The sequence below is a fragment of the Afipia sp. GW823-FHT06G09 genome (assembly GCF_058794875.1).
The window spans coordinates 642,153-662,226 of sequence record NZ_JBXAHF010000003.1 but is presented as its reverse complement, the minus strand read 5'-3'; the positions used below and the strand labels follow the sequence as shown (position 1 = coordinate 662,226).

Here is a 20,074-nt window from a genome sequence, read left to right as displayed (position 1 = left end):
TCAATGATGTTCGGGACGAATTTGGGGGCTCTATATCGCAGGAACGGCCCGGAAACAAGCAGCGACGTCATTTGCCAGCCCCTGAATGGGGGCCTATTGGAGGGCCGGAAAGCAAGAGGCGGCCGCATAGATGAGTGCAGTGGAACGCGTTGAAGACAGGGGGCTGACATCCGCGCCGGCACGCGAGACCGATGCCGTCACGGGAGCTTCCGCGCCTGCTGCCGGATCGCCGCCGGAGACGCCAAAGAAGTCGCGCGGCGTAAAGCTGCGTCCGCTGCTCGCGCTGGCGCCTTACGTGGCGCGTTATCGCGGGCAGGCCTTCGCGGCGCTGGTGGCGCTGATCATTGCATCCGCCGCGACACTGGTGGTGCCGCTTGCCGTGCGGCGCATGATCGATTTCGGTTTCAGTCCCGAAGGCATCGCGCTGATCAACAGCTACTTCGCGGTGATGATCGCGGTGGTGGCGGTGCTCGCCGCAGCTAGCGCATCGCGTTATTACCTCGTCATCACCCTCGGCGAGCGCATCGTCGCTGATCTGCGCCGCGACGTGTTCAAGCATCTCACCTCGCTGTCGCCGTCGTTCTTCGATACTGCGCACAGCGGCGAACTGGTCTCGCGCCTGACCGCCGACACCACCCAGATCAAGTCGGCCGTCGGCGCCTCGGTTTCGATCGCGCTGCGCAACCTCGTGCTGTTCGTCGGTGCGTCCGCGATGATGGTTGTGACCAGTCCAAAGCTGTCCGGCATCGTGCTTGCGGTGATCCCGCTGATCGTGCTGCCGCTGGTGGCGTTCGGCCGCCGGGTACAGAAACTGTCGCGCGGCGCGCAGGACACGCTGGCGGACGCCTCGTCTTATGCGTCTGAATTGATCGGCGCGATCCGCACGCTGCAAGCCTTCACCAACGAACGCCTCGCGGAAGCGCGCTTCGGCGGCGAGGTCGAGCGCGCCTATGTTGCGGCACGTAATTCGACGCGCGCGCGGGCGTATCTCACCGCGACTGTGATCTTCCTGATTTTCGCCAGTGTCGTGGCGATCCTCTGGATCGGCTCGCACGATGTGCTGACCAACCAGATCAGCGCAGGGCGTCTCGGCCAGTTCATTCTCTATGCGGCGTTTGCGGCGGGCGCGCTCGGCGAACTCAGCCAGGTCTGGGGCGAAATCTCGCAGGCTTCCGGCGCATCGGAGCGGCTGTTCGAGATTCTCCGTATCAGGCCGGACATTGCTGCGCCAGCTAGTCCCCGCGCGCTGCCGGTGCCGCCGCGCGGGGATGTCGCTTTCGACAATGTGCGGTTCTCCTATCCGACACGGCCGGATCATCTTGCGGTCGATGGCGTCTCGTTCGCGGTGAAGGCCGGCGAGAAGGTCGCGGTGGTCGGGCCCTCGGGCGCGGGCAAGAGCACGCTGTTCCACCTGTTGCTGCGGTTCTACGATCCGGCCAGCGGCGTGATCTCGGTCGACGGCGTGCCGATCCGCGAGGCTGATCCATCCGCTGTGCGCTCGCGCATCGCGCTGGTGCCGCAAGATTCAGCGGTGTTCGCCACCAGCGCCCGCGAGAACATCCGCTTCGGCCGGCCCGATGCCAGCGACGCGGAAGTCGCACGCGCGGCCGATCTGGCTCATGCCACCGAGTTCATCACCCGTCTGCCGCAGGGTTTCGATACGCAGCTCGGCGAGCGCGGCGTCACGCTGTCCGGCGGACAGCGCCAGCGGATTGCGATTGCGCGCGCGATCCTGCGCGATGCGCCGCTGCTGCTGCTGGACGAGGCGACGTCGTCGCTCGACGCCGAGAGCGAGACGCTGGTGCAGACCGCACTGGAAGAACTGATGAGCCATCGCACGACGCTGGTGATCGCGCATCGGCTCGCGACCGTGCTGTCCTGCGACCGCATTCTGGTCATGGAGAATGGCCGCATCGTGGAGCAGGGCACGCATGCTTCTCTGGTCGCCGCTAACGGCCTCTATGCGCGCCTCGCACGCTTGCAGTTCGAGGGCGTTTAATTTCCCCGCAAGTTAGCCGCGCTTGAACACCGGCTTGCGCTTTTCCACGAAAGCCTTCACGGCTTCCTTGTGATCCGCAGTCCCTGCGGATCGCACCATGCGCTCGGCTTCGTGATCGAGCGAGGTCAGGAAATCGTTCATCAGCGCTTCGTCGAGATTGTCCTTCAGGAAACGCAGTGCGGTGGTTGGTCCCTCGGCCAGTTTCTTCGCCCAGGCAAACGCCTCTTCGCGCAGCTTGTCGTCCGGCACCACGCGGTTGACGATGCCGAGTGTCTCGCATCGTTTCGCGTCGATCTTCTCGCCGAAAAACATCAATTCGCGTGCGCGTGAGGTGCCGACAAGGCGCGTCAGCAGCCATGACATGCCGTAGTCGCCGCTCAGCCCGATCTTCACATAGGCTGTGGTGACGAAGGCCGACTCCGCTGCGATGCGCAGGTCGCAGGCGAGGGCCAGCGACAATCCTGCGCCTGCCGCGGGGCCGGGCAGCGCCGCGATGGTCGGCTTGCGGACATTGACCAGCGCGCCGGTCAGCGTGCGCTGGCGTTCCTGCAGCCGCGCGACCTTCTGGTCGAATGTCAGTTCCGGCGCGTTGCTGCTGCCGGGCTTGCCGCCCATGCCCTTGACGTCGCCGCCGGCGCAAAACGCATCGCCTGCGCCGGTAATGAGAAGAGCGCCGACATTCGGGTCTTCGCCGCAGAGCTTGATCATGCGGCGCAGTGCGGGCGTCAGATTGTCGGAAAGCGAATTGCGCGCCTGCGGGCGATTGAGCGTGATGACGGCGACGCGGTCGCGAATCTCGCAGAGAAGTTCGTCCGTGCCGGTGTCGATCACGGTTTCAGAAGAGGTCATCGCGGTGGCGGTCATGGTCGCTGTCCCGGTGTCGAGTTGGTTTCGAATTGGAACTGTGTACCTTGCCGCAGGCAATTTCCAGTGAAACCTCGCGCAACGCAGTCATGTTGCATGAGATTTTTGTGGCCATCAGACGAATATCCCTCATCCGTGCACAGCGGTTTCGTTCATCGATGGTTCAAGAGCAAAGTCGCTAAAAAGCGAACGAGCAAGGCAAGATGACCGGGGCAGACAGGGCGTGTATGCTCGCCGTCACACGGCCACGTTAGGGTCGTTCGCCTGCTCTCATTCTGCCGCCGTTCGGCGTTTTACTGGAGATATTCATGCGCAAGATTTTGACCGTCCTCGCAGCGCTCGCGTCGCTGAGCCTCACCAATTGCGGATACAATGCGATCCAGCAGAATGACGAGTCGGTGAAGTCGGCATGGTCCGAAGTTGTCAACCAGTATCAGCGCCGCGCCGATCTGGTGCCGAACCTCGTCAATTCCGTTAAGGGCTTTGCGCAGCAGGAAAAGGATGTGCTGCTCGGCGTGACCAATGCGCGCGCCAAGGTCGGCGGCGTGCAGGTGACTCCGGAAGTTCTCAACGATCCGGCGGCGCTGCAAAAATTCCAGGCGGCGCAGAGCGAGCTGACCGGTGCGCTGTCGCGGCTGCTGGTGGTGACGGAAAACTATCCGCAGCTGAAGTCCGATCAACTTTTCCGCGATCTCGTCGCGCAGCTTGAGGGCACCGAGAACCGCATCGCGGTGGCGCGCAACCGCTACATCAAGGCGGTGCAGGACTATAACGTCGGCATCCGCACCTTCCCAAACAACCTGACTGCGATGGCGTTCGGTTACAAGGAAAAGGCCAACTTCACCGTGGAGAACGAAAAGTCGATTTCGACCGCGCCGAAGGTCGATTTCAACGCGCCCGCGACGACCGCTCCCGCGCCTGCACCGGCAACACCTGCGCCCGCGAAATAAGCTGCGCGACGGGCGCGCGCGATGAAAGCGGTCAAAGCGGTCATTCTCGCGTTCATGCTGTGCTGGGCGTTTGCCGGCGCGTCGTTTGTCGCGTGGGCAGACGTCGCAGTGCCGCCGCTGACCGGGCGCGTTGTCGATCTGACGGGAACGCTGTCGGCCGATCAGACCGCCACCCTCGAACAGAAACTGAAGGCGTTCGAGGATCGCAAGGGCAGTCAGCTCGCGGTGCTGATCGTGCCGACCACCCAGCCGGAAACCATCGAGCAGTATTCGCTGCGTGTGGCCGAGCAATGGAAGCTCGGCCGCAAGAAGGTCGACGACGGCGCGCTGCTGATCATCGCCAAGAACGACCGCAAGCTGCGCATCGAAGTGGGTTACGGTCTTGAAGGCGCGCTGAACGACGCGACCTCGAAGCGGATCATCGACGAAATCATCACACCGAAGTTCAGGAGCGGCGACTTTGCCGGCGGTATTTCCGACGGCGCGGACCGGATCCTGAAAGTGATCGACGGTGAACCGCTGCCGCCGCCGAAGCCCGAAGGCGAGATGCCGGACCTGAGCGCAATCGGCGAGTACTTTCCGTTTCTCTTCATTGTCGTGCTGGTCGGCGGCGGGATTTTCAGGGCGATCTTCGGACGGCTGCTGGGCTCGCTGGTCGCGGGCGGCGGCGTCGCGCTCTTCATCTGGTTCTTCCTCGGCGTCTTGCCGATTGCAGCCATCGGAGGAATGATCGCCTTTGTCGTGACGCTGATCGGCGACACGCTGGTATCGTCCGGAGGCGGAGGAGGCCGTGGCGGCTACGGCGGCGGATTCAGTTCCGGCGGTTCGAGCAGTTCCAGCGGGGGATTCAGCGGAGGCGGCGGCAGCTTCGGCGGCGGCGGCGCGTCGGGCAGCTGGTAGCCGAGAGCAGAGCAATGGGCATCAAGCGCATCGGCAAACATCTTCTTCTCAATCGCTGGCGGGTCCGGCGCGCATTTCCGCGCCAGGCGCTGGCCAACATCGAGAAGGCCATCAAGGCCAGCGAAGCGACCCATGCCGGCCAGATCCGCTTCGTGGTGGAAGGCGCGCTCGATGGTGCACCGCTGTTCAAAGATCAGCCCGCGCGCGAGCGCGCCATCGATGTGTTCGCCCAGCTTCGGCTCTGGGATACCGTGAACAACAACGGCATTCTGATCTATCTGCTGCTCGCCGACCGCGATGTCGAGATCGTCGCCGACCGCGGTATCAGCCAGAAGGTCCAGCAGGCGGAATGGGAGAAAATCTGCCGCGTGATGGAAGCGGAGTTCCGCGCCAAGAATTTCGAGGGCGGGGTGCTGAAAGGCATTTCAGCCGTGACCAAGCTCCTTGCAAAGCATTTCCCGGCCAGCGGCCGACATGGCAATGAACTGCCCGACAGGCCGGTGGTGTTGTAGTATCGCATGGCGTCATTGCGAGGAGCGAAGCGACGAAGCAATCCATGATTCAGGGATGGATTGCTTCGCTTCGCTCGCAATGGCGAATAGCGGCGTCTGCGGCCTCACTCCTCCGTCATCAGCCCGGCATTGCCGCCCGCGGCCGCGGTGTTGATCGTGATTGTCTGCTCGGTGGCGAGACGCGGGAGATAGTGCGGTCCGCCTGCCTTCGGTCCCGTTCCCGACAGTCCATGACCGCCGAACGGCTGCACGCCGACCACCGCGCCGATCATGTTGCGGTTGACGTAGACATTGCCCACCGCCAGCCGCTCCACGGTTGTCTCGACGGTATCGTCGATGCGCGAGTGAATTCCGAGCGTCAGCCCGTAGCCGCTGGTGGCGATCGATTGCAGCACATGCTCGAAATCCGCCGCCTTGTAGCGCACCACATGCAGGATCGGGCCGAACACCTCTTCTGTGAGCTGCTCCGCGTTTTCCAACTCGAAGATATGCGGCGCGACGAAGTGGCCTGAGACAGGCGCTTCGCCCGCGAAGTGAACGCGTGCGGCGGTCTTCATCCGCGCGATATGCGCATCGAGACGCTGTTTCGCCTCGACGTCGATCACCGGCCCGACCTGGATCGCCGGATCGCGCGGATCGCCAACCTTCAGTTCAGCTGCGGCGCCAGCGATGATCTCAATCATGCGGTCCGCGACATCGTCCTGCACGAACAATAGCCGCAACGCCGAGCAGCGCTGACCGGCAGACCTGAACGCGGACGTCACAACGTCGTCGGAGACCTGTTCGGGCAGCGCGGTCGCGTCGACAATCATGGCATTGATGCCGCCGGTCTCAGCGATCAGCGGGACGATCGGGCCGTCCTTCGCGGCGAGCGTGCGGTTGATGGAGCGTGCGACTTCGGTGGAGCCGGTGAAGGCTACGCCGGCGATATTGTCATGTGCAACCAGCGCCGCGCCGATCTTGCCGTCGCCCTGTACAAGATGGAGCGCTGAATCCGGAATGCCGGCTTCATGCAGCAGCGCCACGGTTTCCGCGGCAATGCGCGGCGTCTGTTCGGCGGGCTTGGCCACGACGGCATTGCCTGCCATCAGGCACGCGGCCACCTGCCCCAAGAAAATTGCCAGCGGAAAATTCCATGGCGAGATCGCGACCATGACGCCGCGCCCGCGCAGGCGCAGCGTGTTGCTCTCTCCGGTGGGGCCGGGGAGCGGCAAGCCGTCACCGAACAGCTTGCGGCCTTCGATGGCGTAGTAGCGGCAGAAATCGATCGCCTCGCGTACCTCGGAGACCGCGTCGTCGATGGTCTTGCCGCCTTCGGTCTGCAGCAGCGCGATGAAGTGCGGCATCCGCTGTTCGAGGAGGTCGGCGGTGCGTTCCAGTGCCGTGGCGCGTGTGTCTGCCGTGGTCCGGCTCCAGAAGGCAAAGCCGGTGCGTGCCAGCGCGACGGCCACGGCGGCGTCGTTTTCGGTCGCATCCTTGTTGGTGCCGGCAGGGATTGCTGCACCGTCAACCGATATCAGCAACGCACTGAGCGCGGCGCGTTCTCCGAATTCGATGCCGTTTGAATTGATGCGTGGCAGATAGAGATCGTGCGGCAGCGGCAGTCGTGTGTTGCGGGCCTGATCCGGCGTTGCGACAACCTGCTCAGGCCTCTCCAGCAGCTTTGTGACCGGAACAGTGTCATCCGCAGCCAGCGCTACGAAGGACGAGTTGGCGCCGTTCTCCAGAAGCCGCCGCACCAGATAGGCCAGCAGATCGCGATGGCTGCCGACCGGTGCATAGATGCGGCACGCAAGCTCCGGGTTGTCGGTGTGGAGCTTTGCATAGAGCGCGTCGCCCATGCCATGCAGCCGCTGGAACTCGAAGTCGTCGCCGTTGCCTGCGAGTTCGGAAATGGTTGCCACCGAGAGCGCGTTGTGGGTGGCGAATTGCGGGAAGATCGTCGGGCGCAGGCCGAGCAGCTTCCTCGCGCAGGCGATGTAGTTGATGTCGGTCATCGCCTTGCGGGTGAACACGGGATAGCCGCTGAGTCCGCGCTCCTGCGCGCGCTTCACTTCCGTGTCCCAATAGGCGCCCTTCACAAGACGCAGCACCATCCGGCGGTCATGCCGCTTGGCAAGATCATGGATGTAATCGATCACGGCCTCGGCGCGCTTCTGATATGCCTGTACGGCGAGGCCGAATCCTTCCCAGCCCGCGAGCGAAGAATCCGCAAACACCGCACTGATCACATCCAGCGACAGCTCGAGCCGGTCGGCCTCCTCGGCGTCGATGGTGAAGTTCATGTCGTGCGCCCTAGCGCGGCGCGCGAGATCGAGGGTGAGCGGCACGAGTTCCGCCATCACCCGTGAGCGGCTGAGCGCTTCATAGCGCGGATGCAGGGCCGACAGTTTCACCGAGATTCCCGGCCGATCCAGAGGGGTCCTGTTGCCACCTGTGCGCCCGATGGCTTCGATGGCCGAGGCATAGGATTCGAAGTAGCGCGCAGCGTCGGCTGCGGTGCGCGCGCCTTCACCAAGCATGTCGAAGGAGTAGCGATGGTGGTGATCCGGGCCATCGTCGTCAGCCGCGCGCGCCAATGCGGCATCGATGGTCTCGCCCAGTACGAAGTGATTGCCCATCAGCCGCATCGCCTGCCGCGTCGCAGTGCGCACGGCGGGAAGGCCGATCCGCTTGGCAATCAGCCCGACGGTGCCGAGCGGCGTCTCGCCGGGCTGGATCACGCGCGCGGACAGGCCGAGGGCCCATACCGATGCGTTGACCAGCAGCGCGCTGGATTTGGTCCGGTGATGTGCGAAATCACCCTGACCGAGTTTGTCCTCGATGAAGCGGTCGGCGGTGGCGGCGTCCGGGACGCGCAGCAGCGCCTCGGCCATCACCATCAGGGCGAGGCCTTCCTTGGTTGAAAGTGCGAACTCGCGCAGCATGTCTTCCACGCCGCCGAAGCCGCCGTCCTCCGCGCGCACGGCCTCGATCAGGCGCGTGGCGGTGCGGTCGATGCGGGCATTCTGTTCGGCCGACAGCGGCGGCATCGCGAGCAGGCGTGCGGCGATCTCGCTGTCGTCAGGCGCGTAGGGTGCCGAGAAGGGGTTGGTCTGGCGATTCTGGTCGGGCATGGCGTCCTCTGGAGTTGCGCGATCCTACCTCCGCGGCCTGCCGTGGTTCGATAGACAAATTCGCAATTTTGACTTATGAACTACGGAAAAAGGCAGATAATTCTGGAAAAATGAGCGATATTGACAAAATAGACCGGAAAATCCTCGATATCCTGCAGGCGGACGGGCGGATCGCCAATGTCGAGCTGGCGGAGCGCATTGGCCTGTCGCCGACGTCCATCGGGGAGCGACTGAAGCGGCTACAGCGTGACGGTTTCATCGAGGGTTATGGCGCGCGGCTCAATCCGCATCGGCTCGGGCTCGGATTGCTGGTGTTCGTCGAGGTGTTGCTCGACAAGACCACGCCCGATGTATTCGAGCGCTTCGCGCAAGCCGTGAAACTCGCACCGGAAGTGCTGGAGTGTCACATGGTGGCGGGCGGCTTCGACTATCTCGTGAAGGCGCGTCTTCCTGACATGGCAGCGTATCGGCGGTTTCTCGGCGAGACGCTGCTCGCGTTGCCGGGCGTGCGCGAAACACGAACTTACGCGGTGATGGAAGAAGTGAAGCGCGACGCGCCGCTGCCGGTGTGACGGAACCGCCTCACGTTGCTGCGATTGCGGGTGCGCCCGCGATCCGGCTGTTGATTGAACGGGAAATCCGCCATAGTCCTGCGAAGCCAAACTTTCAGGGTTCCTGCGTTGTTCAAACCGGTTTTTCCGATCATCGTGATCGCGGCGTCGCTCGGCTTCATGTCGGCCGTGCCGTCGGCATCTGCCATGCAGCTCAGCCCGCAGCAGAACGAACTCTACACATCGGTCTCGATCAATCCGCCGTCATCGTCGGAAATGACGATCTGCTACGGCTTCGTCTGCCGCCGCCGCGCGACGCTTGATTTCACGGCCGCCGACCGCAAGGCGCTGACGCAGATTCTGACGGCGGGCAAGGCGACAGCGGTCGCCGAGCGCGCAGCCATCCAGAAAGCCGTGATCTGGTTCGACCGCCGGGTTGCGCCGATCGTCGGCACCGCCGGGCGGGTGTCTCGCGCTGATATCCGCAGCGGAGCGGACGCGAAGAATTTCGACTGCTGGGATTCGACCCGCAACGTGTCGAGCTTCCTGCTGGTGTTGCAGGATTGGGGACTTCTGAAGCATCACACCGTCGGCAATCCGCGTTATCGGGGAAACATCCTCGCGATGCAGCTGCCGCACAACACGGCGGTGATCGTGGAAAAGGAAAGCCGGATCGAGTGGTCCGTCGATATGTGGACCACGCGTTATCTCCAGCCGCCGGACGTCATGCTCGTGGAGCAATGGCTGAAGGAAGAGTGAGTCTGATCGATCCGGACTTGCTCACGCATTGCGAGGAACATGTCGACGAAGCAATCCATTTCTGATGTCTGGATTGCTTCGCTTCGCTCACAATGACGAATGTTTCACGCCTGTGCCGGCGTCTTGACCTTCGCCCAGTACTTGTCGCGCAGATGCCGCTTCACCAGCTTGCCGGTCGGCGTGCGCGGCAATTCGGCTTCGAAGTCGACGCTCCTCGGGCACTTGATCGGCGACAGACGCTTGCGGCAGAACAAAATCAGTTCCGCTTCCAGCTCCTTGCCCGCGCGCGACATGTCGTGCGGCTGCACCACGGCCTTGACCTCTTCGCCCATTTCCTCGTTTGGGACGCCGAACACCGCGACGTCCGCAACCGCCGGGTGTGAAATCAGCGCGTCCTCGGTTTCCTGCGGGTAGATATTCACGCCGCCGGAAATGATCATGTAGGCCTTGCGATCGGTGAGGTAGAGAAAGCCGTCATTGTCGAGATAACCGACATCGCCGAGCGTCGACCAGCCGCGATCGTTGTAAGCGCGCTGCGTCTTGTCGGTGTCGTTGTGATAGGCGAACTGGGGTCCGCCGGCGAAATACACCGTGCCGGTTTCACCGACAGGCAGCTCAACGCCATCATCGTCGAGAATTTTCACCTCGCCGACCACGGCGCGGCCGACAGTGCCGCGATGCGCCAGCCAGTCTTTCGACGTGGACACCGTGACGCCGTTGCCTTCGGAGCCGGCGTAATACTCGATCAGGATCGGGCCCCACCAGTCGATCATCTTCGCCTTGACGTCGGCGGGGCAGGGCGCCGCGGCATGGACCGCGCCTTTCAGCGAGGACGTGTCGTACTTCGCGCGCACGTCGTCCGGCAGCTTGAGCATGCGCACGAACATGGTCGGCACGAGTTGTGACTGCGTGACCTTGTGCTTCTCGACCAGCCGCAGAAATTCCTCGGCGTCGAACGACTCCATGATGATCGAGGTGCCGCCAAGGGCCACGCACATCATGTTGAAGCGCAGCGGGGCTGCGTGATAGAGCGGCGCCGGCGACAGGTAGATACTTTCGTCCGTCATGCCGCACATGTTGCCGCACAGCAATTTCAGCAGCGGATTAGGCACCAGGATCGATGGCTCGGTCAGCGGGCGCTTGATGCCTTTGGGCCGTCCCGTGGTGCCGGACGAATACAGCATGTCGTAACCGGCGGATTCGTCGGCGATCGGCGTCGTGGGTTGTGCTGCCAGCGCATCGTCCCACGAGCGAAATCCGGGATGCGAGCCGCCCGCAATAAAGAACACGGGCGCGTCAGCCGCATTGGTCACCAGCGGCGCGACCGAGTCGATGCATTTCGGCGTGGTGATGACGACCCTGGCGCCGCAATCCTTCACGATATAGGCGATCTCGTCGGCGGTGAGATAGCGGCTGATCGCGGTGTAATAGAGCCCGCTGCGCTGTGCGGCCCAGCAGATTTCCATGAAGGCAATGGTGTTTTCCATCAGAAGCGCGATGTGGTCGCCCTGTTTCAGCCCGAGCGAACGAAACAGCTGTGCGCCCTGGTTGGAGCGGCGGTCGAGATCGCGATAGGTGATGGCTTCGCCGCTCCTCGCCATCTGGTAGGCGATCTTGTCCGGGGTTTTTTGTGCGTGAATCGAAGGATGAGACATGACGTTTCCTCGGTGCTCCCGATGCATCGGCGGCTTTTGCCGCTCGTTCGTTGGGTTTTGAATGATCCGGTGCTGCGGCCGATCGCCATCAGCAAAAAGGGCGGGTCCTGAACCCGCCCTTTTCAAAGTCGCTGCTTACAGACGCTCGACGATGGTCACGTTGGCCATGCCGCCGCCTTCGCACATGGTCTGAAGGCCGTAGCGCTTGTTGCGCTGCTTGAGCGCGTTGACCAGCGTCGTCATCAGCTTGGTGCCGGAGCCGCCGAGCGGATGGCCGAGCGCGATCGCGCCGCCGTTGACGTTGAGTTTCGATGGGTCCGCGCCGGTGTCCTTGAGCCAGGCAGTCGGCACCGAAGCGAAGGCTTCGTTGACCTCGAACAGATCGATGTCGTCGATTTTCATGCCGGCCTTCTTCAGCGCACGGTGGGTCGCGGGGAGCGGCGCTTCCAGCATGATGACGGGGTCGCCGCCGATCATGGTCATGTGATGGATGCGCGCCAGCGGGGCGATGCCGAGCGCCTTCAGGCCTCTTTCGTTCACCACCATGACGCCGGATGCGCCGTCGCAGATCTGGCTGGCGCTGGCAGCGGTGAGCTTGCCGCCTTCCGCGATGGTCTTGACGCCGCGGATGCCTTCGATGGTCGCATCGAAGCGGATGCCTTCATCGATGCTGTGAATGTCGCTGGAGCCGTCCTCGCGCGTGAACTTCAGCGGAACGATCTCGTCCTTGAACGCGCCGGCCTGCGTGGCGGCAATCGCCTTCTGGTGGCTCTGGTAGGAGTACTGGTCGAGCTCTTCCTTTGCGAGGCCGTACTTCTCCGCCATCATTTCCGCGCCGGTGAACTGGCTGAACTGGATGTTCGGATATTTCTGCTGAATGTTCGGGCTGTAATAGTTGCCGAAGCCGTTCTTCGCAGCGAGTGTCGCCGGAAGTCCCATTGGCACGCGGGTCATGCCCTCGACACCCGCGGCAATCACGATGTCCATCGAGCCGGCCATCACCGCCTGCGCGGCGAAGTGCAGGGCCTGCTGCGACGAGCCGCACTGGCGGTCGACCGAGGTGCCCGGCACGCTTTCCGGGAGCTTGGACGCCATCACCGCATTGCGGGCGACGTTGTTCGACTGTTCGCCGGCCTGCATCACGCAGCCCATAATAACGTCTTCGATCTGGGCGGGATCGACGCCGGTGCGATCCACCAGCGAATCCAGCACTGAAGCTGCGAGATCGACCGGATGCCAGCCTGCGAGGCGGCCTCCCTTGCGTCCTCCTGCGGTGCGGGCGGTGGCGACGATATAGGCTTCAGCCATGGTGGTGCTCCCTGATGGATTGTTTTCGGTTGGGCGCGATTAAAGGCGCGGTGCGAGATTTAGTCAATCGGTCAATTAACTCTTGAGCGCGGCCCGATCATCGGGTTAGCTGGTGGCCCGTTATGTCCCGAGACCGCGCATGTCACCGACCCTGACCGCCAAAAAGCCGCGCCGGCCGCCATCGAAGCAGGTTCCCGAAAAGGAAGCCGCGCCGATGAATGCGACGGCTGCGAAATTGCTGGTGGCCGCCGGCGATCTGATGATCGAGCGGAACTCGACCGAGGTGTCGCTGAGCGAGATCGCGCAGAAGTCGGGCGTGAACGCGGCGCTGGTGAAGTATCACTTCGGCAACAAGGATGGTCTGCTGCTGGCGCTGCTCGCGCGCGATGCCGCCGCGGAAATGAAGAATCTCGCCTTCGTGCTCGATCAGCCGATTTCTCCGACCGAGAAAATGCGGCGGCATATCGCCGGCATCATCAATGCCTATTACCGGGTACCGTATCTGAGCCGGCTGATTCATCTGCTCCTGCATCAGGGCAGCGAGGCGACGTCAAAAGAGGTCCATCGCTTTTTCATCGATCCGCTGTTCGGCTTCGTGCGCGGGCTGCTCGAACAGGGCGTCGCCGCGGGCGAATTCCGCAAGGTCGATCCGGCGCTGTTCTACATCAGTCTCAACGGCGCCTGCGACAACCTGTTCTACGGGCGCCAGATGAATGCCCGATTCCTCGGGCCGACTGGCATCACCGACGACATCAGGCGTCAGTACATCAGGCACATGACAACGCTGTTTCTCGGCGGGCTACTAACGGACAAGGCAGGCATGTCTTTCGACACGGAAGGATCGCCGACCGGCAAGGCGTGATAGATTTCCACCAAAATAAGCAGTGTCGATAATCCGGCGCGCAAACAAGAAGACGTGAGTTCGGGAGAGAAACAGATGAAGGATCGTTCGGCGGCAACTGGTCCGCTGCGAGGCGTGCGCGTTATCGAGTTCGCAGGCATCGGGCCGGGTCCATTCGCATCGATGCTGTTGTCCGACATGGGTGCGGACGTGGTGTCGATCGCACGGCCCGGTCAGGGCAAGCGCGATGTGCGTGATTTTGTCAATCGCGGCCGCCGTGTCATCGAACTCGATCTGAAGAATCCGGCTGACATTGCCAAGGCACTTGATCTGATTGCCGCGGCGGATGTGCTGATCGAAGGTTTCCGGCCACAGGTGATGGAGCGGCTCGGCCTCGGCCCGGACGTCGTGCTCAAGCGCAATCCGAAACTGGTCTATGGCCGCATGACCGGCTGGGGCCAGGAAGGTCCGCTGGCGCAGGCTGCGGGTCATGACATCAATTACATCGCCATCACCGGCGCGCTGGATTCGTTCCGCGCCGCCAATGGTGAAACGGTTTCACCGCTCAATCTTGTCGGCGATTACGGCGGCGGTGCGCTGTATCTCGTCGTCGGCGTTTTGGCGGGCGTGATCGAAGCGCGAGCGTCGGGCAAGGGACAGGTGGTGGATGCCGCGATGTGCGACGGCGTCTCCAGCATGCTGACCATGTTCCACAGCATGAAGGCGACCGGGCGCTGGACCGATCAGCCGCGCACCAATCTGCTCGATGGCGGTGCGCCGTTCTACCGCACCTACGAGTGCAAGGACGGCGGCTTCATGGCCATCGGCGCGCTGGAGCCGCAGTTCTATGCGGAACTGCGCAAGCTCGCGGGGCTCAGCGAGGAGTGTTACGACGCGCAAATGGACCGCAAGGGCTGGCCAAATCTGCATGAGAAGATGACGGCTTTGTTCAAGACCAAAACGCGCGACGAATGGGCCGCGATCCTCGAAGGGTCCGACGCCTGCGCCGCCGCCGTGCGCGGGCTGTTCGATGCGCCAAAGCATCCGCATCTCGCTGCGCGCAAGACCTTCGTCACTGTCGATGGCCATGTGCAGCCGGCCCCCGCACCGCGTTTTTCGCGCACACCGTCAAACATTCAGGGATCGCCGGCGGTGTCGCCGGTCGATGCCGCCGAAATCCTTTCGCAGTGGTCGCAAACGGCTGCCGCGAAAGCATCCTGAAGTCATCAAGACTTAACAATCCGTCACACGAGGAAAACGACTTATGCAGCTCAAGGATGTTTCAGTACTCATCACCGGCGGCGGTTCGGGTTTGGGCGCGGCAACGGCGCGCGCGATGGCCGCGAAGGGCGCCAAGGTCGCCGTCATCGACATGAACAAGGAAGGCGCCGAGAAAGTCGCCGCCGAGATCAAGGGTCTCGCGCTGGTCGGCGACGTTTCCGAAGAAGCGCCGGTCAAGGAAGCCATCGCGAAGGCCGAAGCCGCCCACGGCGTTATCCGCGTGCTGGTGAACTGCGCCGGCATCGGCGGCGCGGTGAAGACCGTCGGCAAGAACGGCGCCTATCCGCTGGATCACTTCTCGCGCATCATCAAGGTCAACCTGATCGGTTCGTTCAACTGCATCCGTCTTGTCGCCGAGCGCATGCAGACCGCACCGCCGATCGGCGAAGAGCGCGGCGTCTGCATCAACACCGCCAGCGTCGCGGCGTTCGACGGCCAGATCGGTCAGGCGGCTTACTCGGCATCGAAGGGCGGCATTGTCGGCCTGACGCTGCCGGTGGCGCGCGATCTCGCTTCGCTCAATATCCGTGTCATGACGATCGCGCCGGGCCTGTTCCTGACGCCGCTGCTGATGGGCCTGTCGGAAGAAGCGCAGAAGAGCCTCGGCGCGCAGGTGCCGCATCCGGCACGTCTCGGCGATCCGAGCGAATACGCGCAGCTTGCCGTCGCCATCGTGGAGAACCCGATGCTGAACGGCGAAACCATCCGCCTTGACGGCGCGATCCGCATGGCGCCGCGGTAGAGACCACATCGTCATTGCGAGGAGCGTAAGCGACGAAGCAATCCATTCCTTTTTTGGTTGAAGCATTCTCTGGATTGCTTCGCTTCGCTCGCAATGACGGTTGATGGTTCAAAGCGAAATCGGCCGGCGAGGGGCGCATCACAAGAATGCCCCCGCCGTTTCTCTGAGGGAGAGGCTGCGATGAGCGCGAGTGTGACTTCAAGTCTGGCCGGGACAAGCGCGGACACCGTGCCGTCGAAGCCCGCATTCCGGAAGATCGACTGGTTGCCGCGCGACATCGCGGTGGAGCGTCGGGACGATGGCGTGATCGTCCTGAAGTCCCGGTTTCCGCTCGATCCGTATGAGCCGCATATTCCCGCCTCGGTGGCGAAATGGGCTGCGGCACGTCCCGATCACATCTGGCTGGCGCAGCGCAGGGGACCGGAGCGGCAATGGCACAAGGTTTCCTATGGTGACGCCAAGCGGACCATCGATGCGCTGACCCAGGCGCTGCTCGACATGAAGCTGCCCGCCGAACGCCCGGTCGCGATTCTGAGCGGCAATTCCATCGAGCACGCACTGATGACGCAGGCCGCGATGCAGGCGCGGATTCCCGCGGCGCCGGTGTCACCGGCCTATTCGCTGATGAGTCTGGATCACGCCAAGCTGAAATACCTGTTCGGTCTTGTGAAGCCTGCCGTGGTGATGGTGCAGGATGGCGCGATGTTCGAGAAGGCGCTGGCCGCGCTCGATCTGGATGGCATCACGGTGATCCATGTCGATCGCGCGCCCGCGAACATCAAAAGCGTCGCCTACGCGGATCTTGCTGCAACACCGGTCACATCGGCAGTTGAAGAATCCATCGCGCAGATCACGCCAGACACTGTCGGCAAGCTGCTGTTCACGTCGGGCTCTACCGGCATGCCCAAGGCCGTCATCAACACGCAGAAGATGATGTGCGCGAATGCCCGCATGATGATGCAGGTGCGGCCGCGCCCGGACGATGCGCCGGACGGTGTCTATCTCGACTGGATGCCGTGGAATCACACCATGGGCGGCAATGCGCTTTTCAATGTGGCGCTGACCGAAGGTGGCACGCTCTACATCGACGATGGTCGTCCGGTGCCGGGCCAGTTCGAGGAAACCCTGCGCAACCTGCGTGAGATTTCGCCGACATATTACGCCAATGTTCCGGCGGGCTACGCGGCGCTGGCGGCGGTGATGGAAAAGGACGACGCGCTGTGCCGCTCGTTCTTCAGGAATCTCGGATTGCTCGCCTACGGCGGCGCGCGGCTCCCGGATGATCTCTACGATCGCTTCCAGAGACTCGCGGTGCGTACCACTGGCGAGCGTTTTGTGTTCTACACCGGCTGGGGCTCGACCGAGACCGCGCCAACCTCCACCGGCACCTATTGGGACACCGAGCGCGTCGGCCTGATCGGTCTGCCGTTTCCAGGTGTCGAATTGAAGATGGTGCCGATTGGTGCGCAGTACGAATTGCGGCTGCGCGGCGTCAATGTGACGCCGGGATATTACGGCCAGCCTGAACTGACGCAGAAGGCCTTCGACGAGGAAGGCTTCTACTGCATCGGCGATGCCGGCGTGTTCGTCGATCCGCAGGACCCGGCGCAGGGCCTGATTTTTTCGGGCCGCGTGGTCGAGGACTTCAAACTCACCACGGGGACGTTCGTTCTTGTCGGCGCGCTGCGCACCGATGCGATCGCCGCTGCGTCGCCGGTTGTTCAGGATGCGCTGGTGGCGGGACAGGACCGCCCCTTCATCGGACTTTTGGCATGGCCCAATCTCGATTCCTGCCGCCGGCTGATCGGCGACATGAATGCGTCGATGGATACGGTGGTGAACCATCCCGAGGTCCGCGCGCATCTGCGTGACGGATTGCTGGCGCACAACAAGGCCTGCAACAACACCAGCAGCCGCCGCATTGTCCGCGCGATGCTGATGGCGGAGCCGCCGTCCATCGACGGCAACGAACTGACCGACAAGGGCTACATCAATCAGCGCGCGGGACTTGAGCGCCGCGCCGCGCTGGTCGAACAGCTTTACGCAGACCAGCCGGGGCCGGACGTGATCGTGCTGGATCGATAATCGTCATTGCGAGCGAAGCGAAGCAATCCATTTTTTTGGAGATAACAAGATGGATTGCTTCGTCGCTTCGCTCCTCGCAATGACGAATGTGTTGACTGAACATGAATGAGAAAAGGCGAAACTCATGAACTTTGAATTCTCGGACGACCAGAAGCAATTGCGCGATCAGGCGCGGCGCTATCTCGCGGAACATTCGCCGCCGAAAGCGGTGCGCGCCGTGCTGGAAGGCAAGGCGCCCTACGACAAGGCGCTGTGGAAAGGCCTCGCCGAGATGGGCTTTCTCGGTGTCGCCATTCCGGAAGAATTCGGCGGAGCGGGCGCGGGCCATCTCGAGCTGTGCGTGATCGCCGAGGAAATGGGCCGCGCGCTGGCGCCGGTGCCGTTCTCGTCCACGATCTATCTTGCCGCCGAAGCCATCATGCTCGCGGGCAACGCCGAACAGAAGGCGAAGTGGCTGCCGAAGATCGCCTCGGGCGAAGCGATCGGCACGCTGGCGCTGTTCGAGGGCGTCGGCAATCCGTCGCACAAGGCGATCAAGGTCTCGGCATCGCAGGGTGCGCTCTCCGGCACCAAGACGCCGGTGGCGGACGGCGCGATTGCGGATTTTGCGATCGTCGCCGCGCGCACCGGATCGACCGGCCGCGAGACCGACATCGGACTGTTCATTGTCGATCTGAACGGCGAGGGCGTGACGCGCAAGGCGCTCGCCAATCTCGATCAGGCGCATGGCCAGGCCGCGATCACGTTCGACCGCGCCAAGGCGGAGCCGCTCGGTGCGGCGAACGAAGGCTGGAGCATCCTGACCCGCGTGCTGGATCGCGCAGCCGTGCTGATGGCGTTCGAGCAGGTTGGCGGCGCCGACCGCGCGCTGGAAATGGGCCGCGACTATGCGCTCGACCGCATCGCCTTCGGCCGCCAGATCGGATCGTTCCAGGCGGTGAAGCACATCCTTGCCGACATGTATGTCTCGGCGACGCTGGCGCGCTCCAATTGCTACTACGGCGCATGGGCACTCTCGACCGACGCAGCGGAGCTGCCGGAGGCGGCGGCAACGGCCCGCATCAGCGCGACGCAGGCATTCCAGCATTGTTCGAAGAACAACATCCAGGTGCACGGCGGCATGGGCTTCACCTGGGAGTTCGACTGCCATCTGTATTACCGGCGCGCCAACGTGCTCGCGCTGTCGCTCGGAAGCGCGACCTACTGGGAAAACCAGTTGATCGACCGCCTGCGCTTCCGCAACGCTTCTTAAGAAGGATCATTCCCATGAATTTCGATGACACCCCGCAGGAAGCTGCGTTCCGCGCCGAAGCCCGCGCCTGGATTCAGGCCAACGCACCGAAGGAACTGGAAGCCGAACTCTCGCAGCCGACCGTCGGCCGCATCAAGCTGAAGAACCGCGACATCCTGGAGGAATCCAAGAAGTGGCAGAAGAAGAAGGCCGCGGCTGGCTGGGCCTGCCTGCACTGGCCGAAGGAATTCGGCGGTCGCGGCGCATCGCCGATCGAGCGTGTGATCTGGCAGCAGGAAGAAGGTTTCTACGGCAAGCTGGAGGGCGTGTTCCTGATCGGGCAGGGCATGTGTGGTCCGACGCTGATGGCATTCGGCAGTGACGCCGACAAGAAAAAGTATCTGCCGCCGCTTGCCTCGGGCGAGCACGTCTGGTGCCAGTTGTTCTCCGAACCGTCGGCGGGCTCCGACGTCGCCGGTCTGCGCACTCGCGCGGAAAAGAAGGGCGACGACTGGATCATCAACGGCCAGAAGGTCTGGACCACCGGCGCGCATTTTTCCGATTACGGCATCGTCATCACCCGCACCGATCCGACCCAGCCCAAGCACAAGGGCCTGACCATGTTCTGGCTCGACATGAAGTCGCCCGGCGTCGTGGTCAAGCCGATCAAGCAGGCCAATGGCCAGTCGGAATTCAACGAGGTGTATTTCACCGATGTGAAGATCCCGGACTCGCAGCGGCTCGGCAAGGTCGGCGATGGCTGGAACGTGTCGCTGACCACGCTGATGAACGAGCGCATGTCGATCGGCGCGCGGCAGTCGACCGGCTTCCCGGAACTGTTCGCGTTCTGCAACGACCTGATGCTGGAGGATGGTCCTGCGATCGAGGACAAGAATGTCCGCTCCAGGCTCGCGAACTGGGCGGTCAAGGCCAGCGGCCTCAAGTACACCAGCTACCGTTCGATCTCGGCGCTGTCGCGCGGCGAGCGTCCGGGCCCGGAAAACTCCATCGGCAAGTTGGTGGCCGGCACCATGCTGCAGGACATCGCGATGTTTGCGATGGACCTTCAGGGCGCGTCCGGCGCACTGACCGATGCCGACAGCCCGTCGGTCGGCGGTCAGTTCCAGTCGATCCTGCTGCGCTCGCCATCGGATCGCATAGCAGGTGGTACCGATGAAATCCTGCGCAACATCATCGCGGAGCGCGTGCTAGGCTTGCCGGGCGACATCCGCGTCGACAAGGATGTTCCCTTCAATGCCATTCCGACCAAGGGACGCTGA

Annotated in this window: 16 protein-coding genes; 12 read left to right on the top strand and 4 right to left on the bottom strand. The window is 63.1% G+C overall.

Annotated elements, in window-relative coordinates; translation table 11 throughout:
• Positions 1 to 130: 130 nt before the first annotated feature.
• Positions 131 to 1,999 carry an ABC transporter ATP-binding protein/permease gene (locus AC1Q67_RS15660; RefSeq protein WP_492236252.1) on the top strand — a complete coding sequence of 623 codons (1,869 nt, stop codon included), beginning with the start codon at positions 131 to 133 and terminating at the stop codon, positions 1,997 to 1,999.
• A 12-nt stretch (positions 2,000 to 2,011) separates the two neighbouring features.
• Here the strand turns inward: AC1Q67_RS15660 and AC1Q67_RS15655 are convergent, their stop codons facing one another.
• Positions 2,012 to 2,863 carry an enoyl-CoA hydratase gene (locus AC1Q67_RS15655; protein WP_492236251.1) on the bottom strand — a complete coding sequence of 284 codons (852 nt, stop codon included), beginning with the start codon at positions 2,861 to 2,863 and terminating at the stop codon, positions 2,012 to 2,014.
• Positions 2,864 to 3,171: 308 nt separating this feature from the next.
• Between AC1Q67_RS15655 and AC1Q67_RS15650 the strand changes: the two genes are divergently transcribed.
• From AC1Q67_RS15650 to AC1Q67_RS15640, 3 genes are read left to right on the top strand one after another with little or no spacing between them, the layout of a single operon-like run.
• Positions 3,172 to 3,813: a LemA family protein gene (locus tag AC1Q67_RS15650; protein WP_024577019.1), complete on the top strand. Its 642-nt coding sequence runs from the start codon at positions 3,172 to 3,174 to the stop codon at positions 3,811 to 3,813.
• A 21-nt stretch (positions 3,814 to 3,834) separates the two neighbouring features.
• A complete protein-coding gene (locus AC1Q67_RS15645) occupies positions 3,835 to 4,713 on the top strand; it encodes a TPM domain-containing protein (protein WP_492236250.1) in 879 nt (292 codons plus the stop codon).
• Between the two features lie 14 nt (positions 4,714 to 4,727).
• Positions 4,728 to 5,225 carry a TPM domain-containing protein gene (locus AC1Q67_RS15640; RefSeq protein ID WP_024577017.1) on the top strand — a complete coding sequence of 166 codons (498 nt, stop codon included), beginning with the start codon at positions 4,728 to 4,730 and terminating at the stop codon, positions 5,223 to 5,225.
• Positions 5,226 to 5,329: 104 nt separating this feature from the next.
• Here AC1Q67_RS15640 and putA read toward each other — a convergent pair whose 3' ends face one another.
• Positions 5,330 to 8,341 carry a bifunctional proline dehydrogenase/L-glutamate gamma-semialdehyde dehydrogenase PutA gene (gene putA / locus AC1Q67_RS15635; RefSeq protein WP_492236249.1) on the bottom strand — a complete coding sequence of 1,004 codons (3,012 nt, stop codon included), beginning with the start codon at positions 8,339 to 8,341 and terminating at the stop codon, positions 5,330 to 5,332.
• 110 nt (positions 8,342 to 8,451) lie between these two features.
• On the opposite strand from putA, the gene AC1Q67_RS15630 reads away from it, so the two are divergent.
• Both AC1Q67_RS15630 and AC1Q67_RS15625 read left to right on the top strand, forming a co-directional pair.
• Positions 8,452 to 8,913: an Lrp/AsnC ligand binding domain-containing protein gene (locus AC1Q67_RS15630; RefSeq protein WP_492236248.1), complete on the top strand. Its 462-nt coding sequence runs from the start codon at positions 8,452 to 8,454 to the stop codon at positions 8,911 to 8,913.
• A 159-nt stretch (positions 8,914 to 9,072) separates the two neighbouring features.
• Positions 9,073 to 9,651, top strand: a complete 579-nt coding sequence (locus AC1Q67_RS15625; protein WP_051358648.1) for a hypothetical protein — start codon at positions 9,073 to 9,075, stop codon at positions 9,649 to 9,651.
• Positions 9,652 to 9,755: 104 nt separating this feature from the next.
• On the opposite strand, the gene AC1Q67_RS15620 is transcribed toward AC1Q67_RS15625, so the two are convergent.
• On the bottom strand, positions 9,756 to 11,306 hold the full coding sequence (locus tag AC1Q67_RS15620; RefSeq protein ID WP_492236247.1) for an acyl-CoA synthetase: 1,551 nt from the start codon (positions 11,304 to 11,306) through the stop codon (positions 9,756 to 9,758).
• Positions 11,307 to 11,441: 135 nt separating this feature from the next.
• Entirely contained in the window at positions 11,442 to 12,614 is a 1,173-nt protein-coding gene (locus AC1Q67_RS15615) for an acetyl-CoA C-acetyltransferase (protein ID WP_024577012.1), read from the bottom strand.
• A gap of 139 nt (positions 12,615 to 12,753) precedes the next feature.
• Here AC1Q67_RS15615 and AC1Q67_RS15610 point away from each other — a divergent pair, with 139 nt between their 5' ends.
• The 6 genes from AC1Q67_RS15610 to AC1Q67_RS15585 all read left to right on the top strand — a co-directional run bounded on the left by AC1Q67_RS15610 (position 12,754) and on the right by AC1Q67_RS15585 (position 20,074).
• On the top strand, positions 12,754 to 13,476 hold the full coding sequence (locus AC1Q67_RS15610; RefSeq protein ID WP_024577011.1) for a TetR family transcriptional regulator: 723 nt from the start codon (positions 12,754 to 12,756) through the stop codon (positions 13,474 to 13,476).
• A 75-nt stretch (positions 13,477 to 13,551) separates the two neighbouring features.
• The gene (locus AC1Q67_RS15605) at positions 13,552 to 14,676 is read left to right on the top strand and encodes a CaiB/BaiF CoA transferase family protein (protein ID WP_492236246.1); all 1,125 of its coding nucleotides are present in this window, start codon (positions 13,552 to 13,554) and stop codon (positions 14,674 to 14,676) included.
• 43 nt (positions 14,677 to 14,719) lie between these two features.
• On the top strand, positions 14,720 to 15,478 hold the full coding sequence (locus AC1Q67_RS15600) for an SDR family NAD(P)-dependent oxidoreductase (protein ID WP_024577009.1): 759 nt from the start codon (positions 14,720 to 14,722) through the stop codon (positions 15,476 to 15,478).
• A 180-nt stretch (positions 15,479 to 15,658) separates the two neighbouring features.
• Positions 15,659 to 17,563 (top strand): AMP-binding protein, encoded by a 1,905-nt coding sequence (locus tag AC1Q67_RS15595; protein WP_492236245.1) that lies wholly within the window; start codon positions 15,659 to 15,661, stop codon positions 17,561 to 17,563.
• A gap of 124 nt (positions 17,564 to 17,687) precedes the next feature.
• Entirely contained in the window at positions 17,688 to 18,815 is a 1,128-nt protein-coding gene (locus AC1Q67_RS15590) for an acyl-CoA dehydrogenase family protein (RefSeq protein ID WP_492236244.1), read from the top strand.
• A gap of 14 nt (positions 18,816 to 18,829) precedes the next feature.
• The gene (locus AC1Q67_RS15585; protein WP_024577005.1) at positions 18,830 to 20,074 is read left to right on the top strand and encodes an acyl-CoA dehydrogenase; all 1,245 of its coding nucleotides are present in this window, start codon (positions 18,830 to 18,832) and stop codon (positions 20,072 to 20,074) included.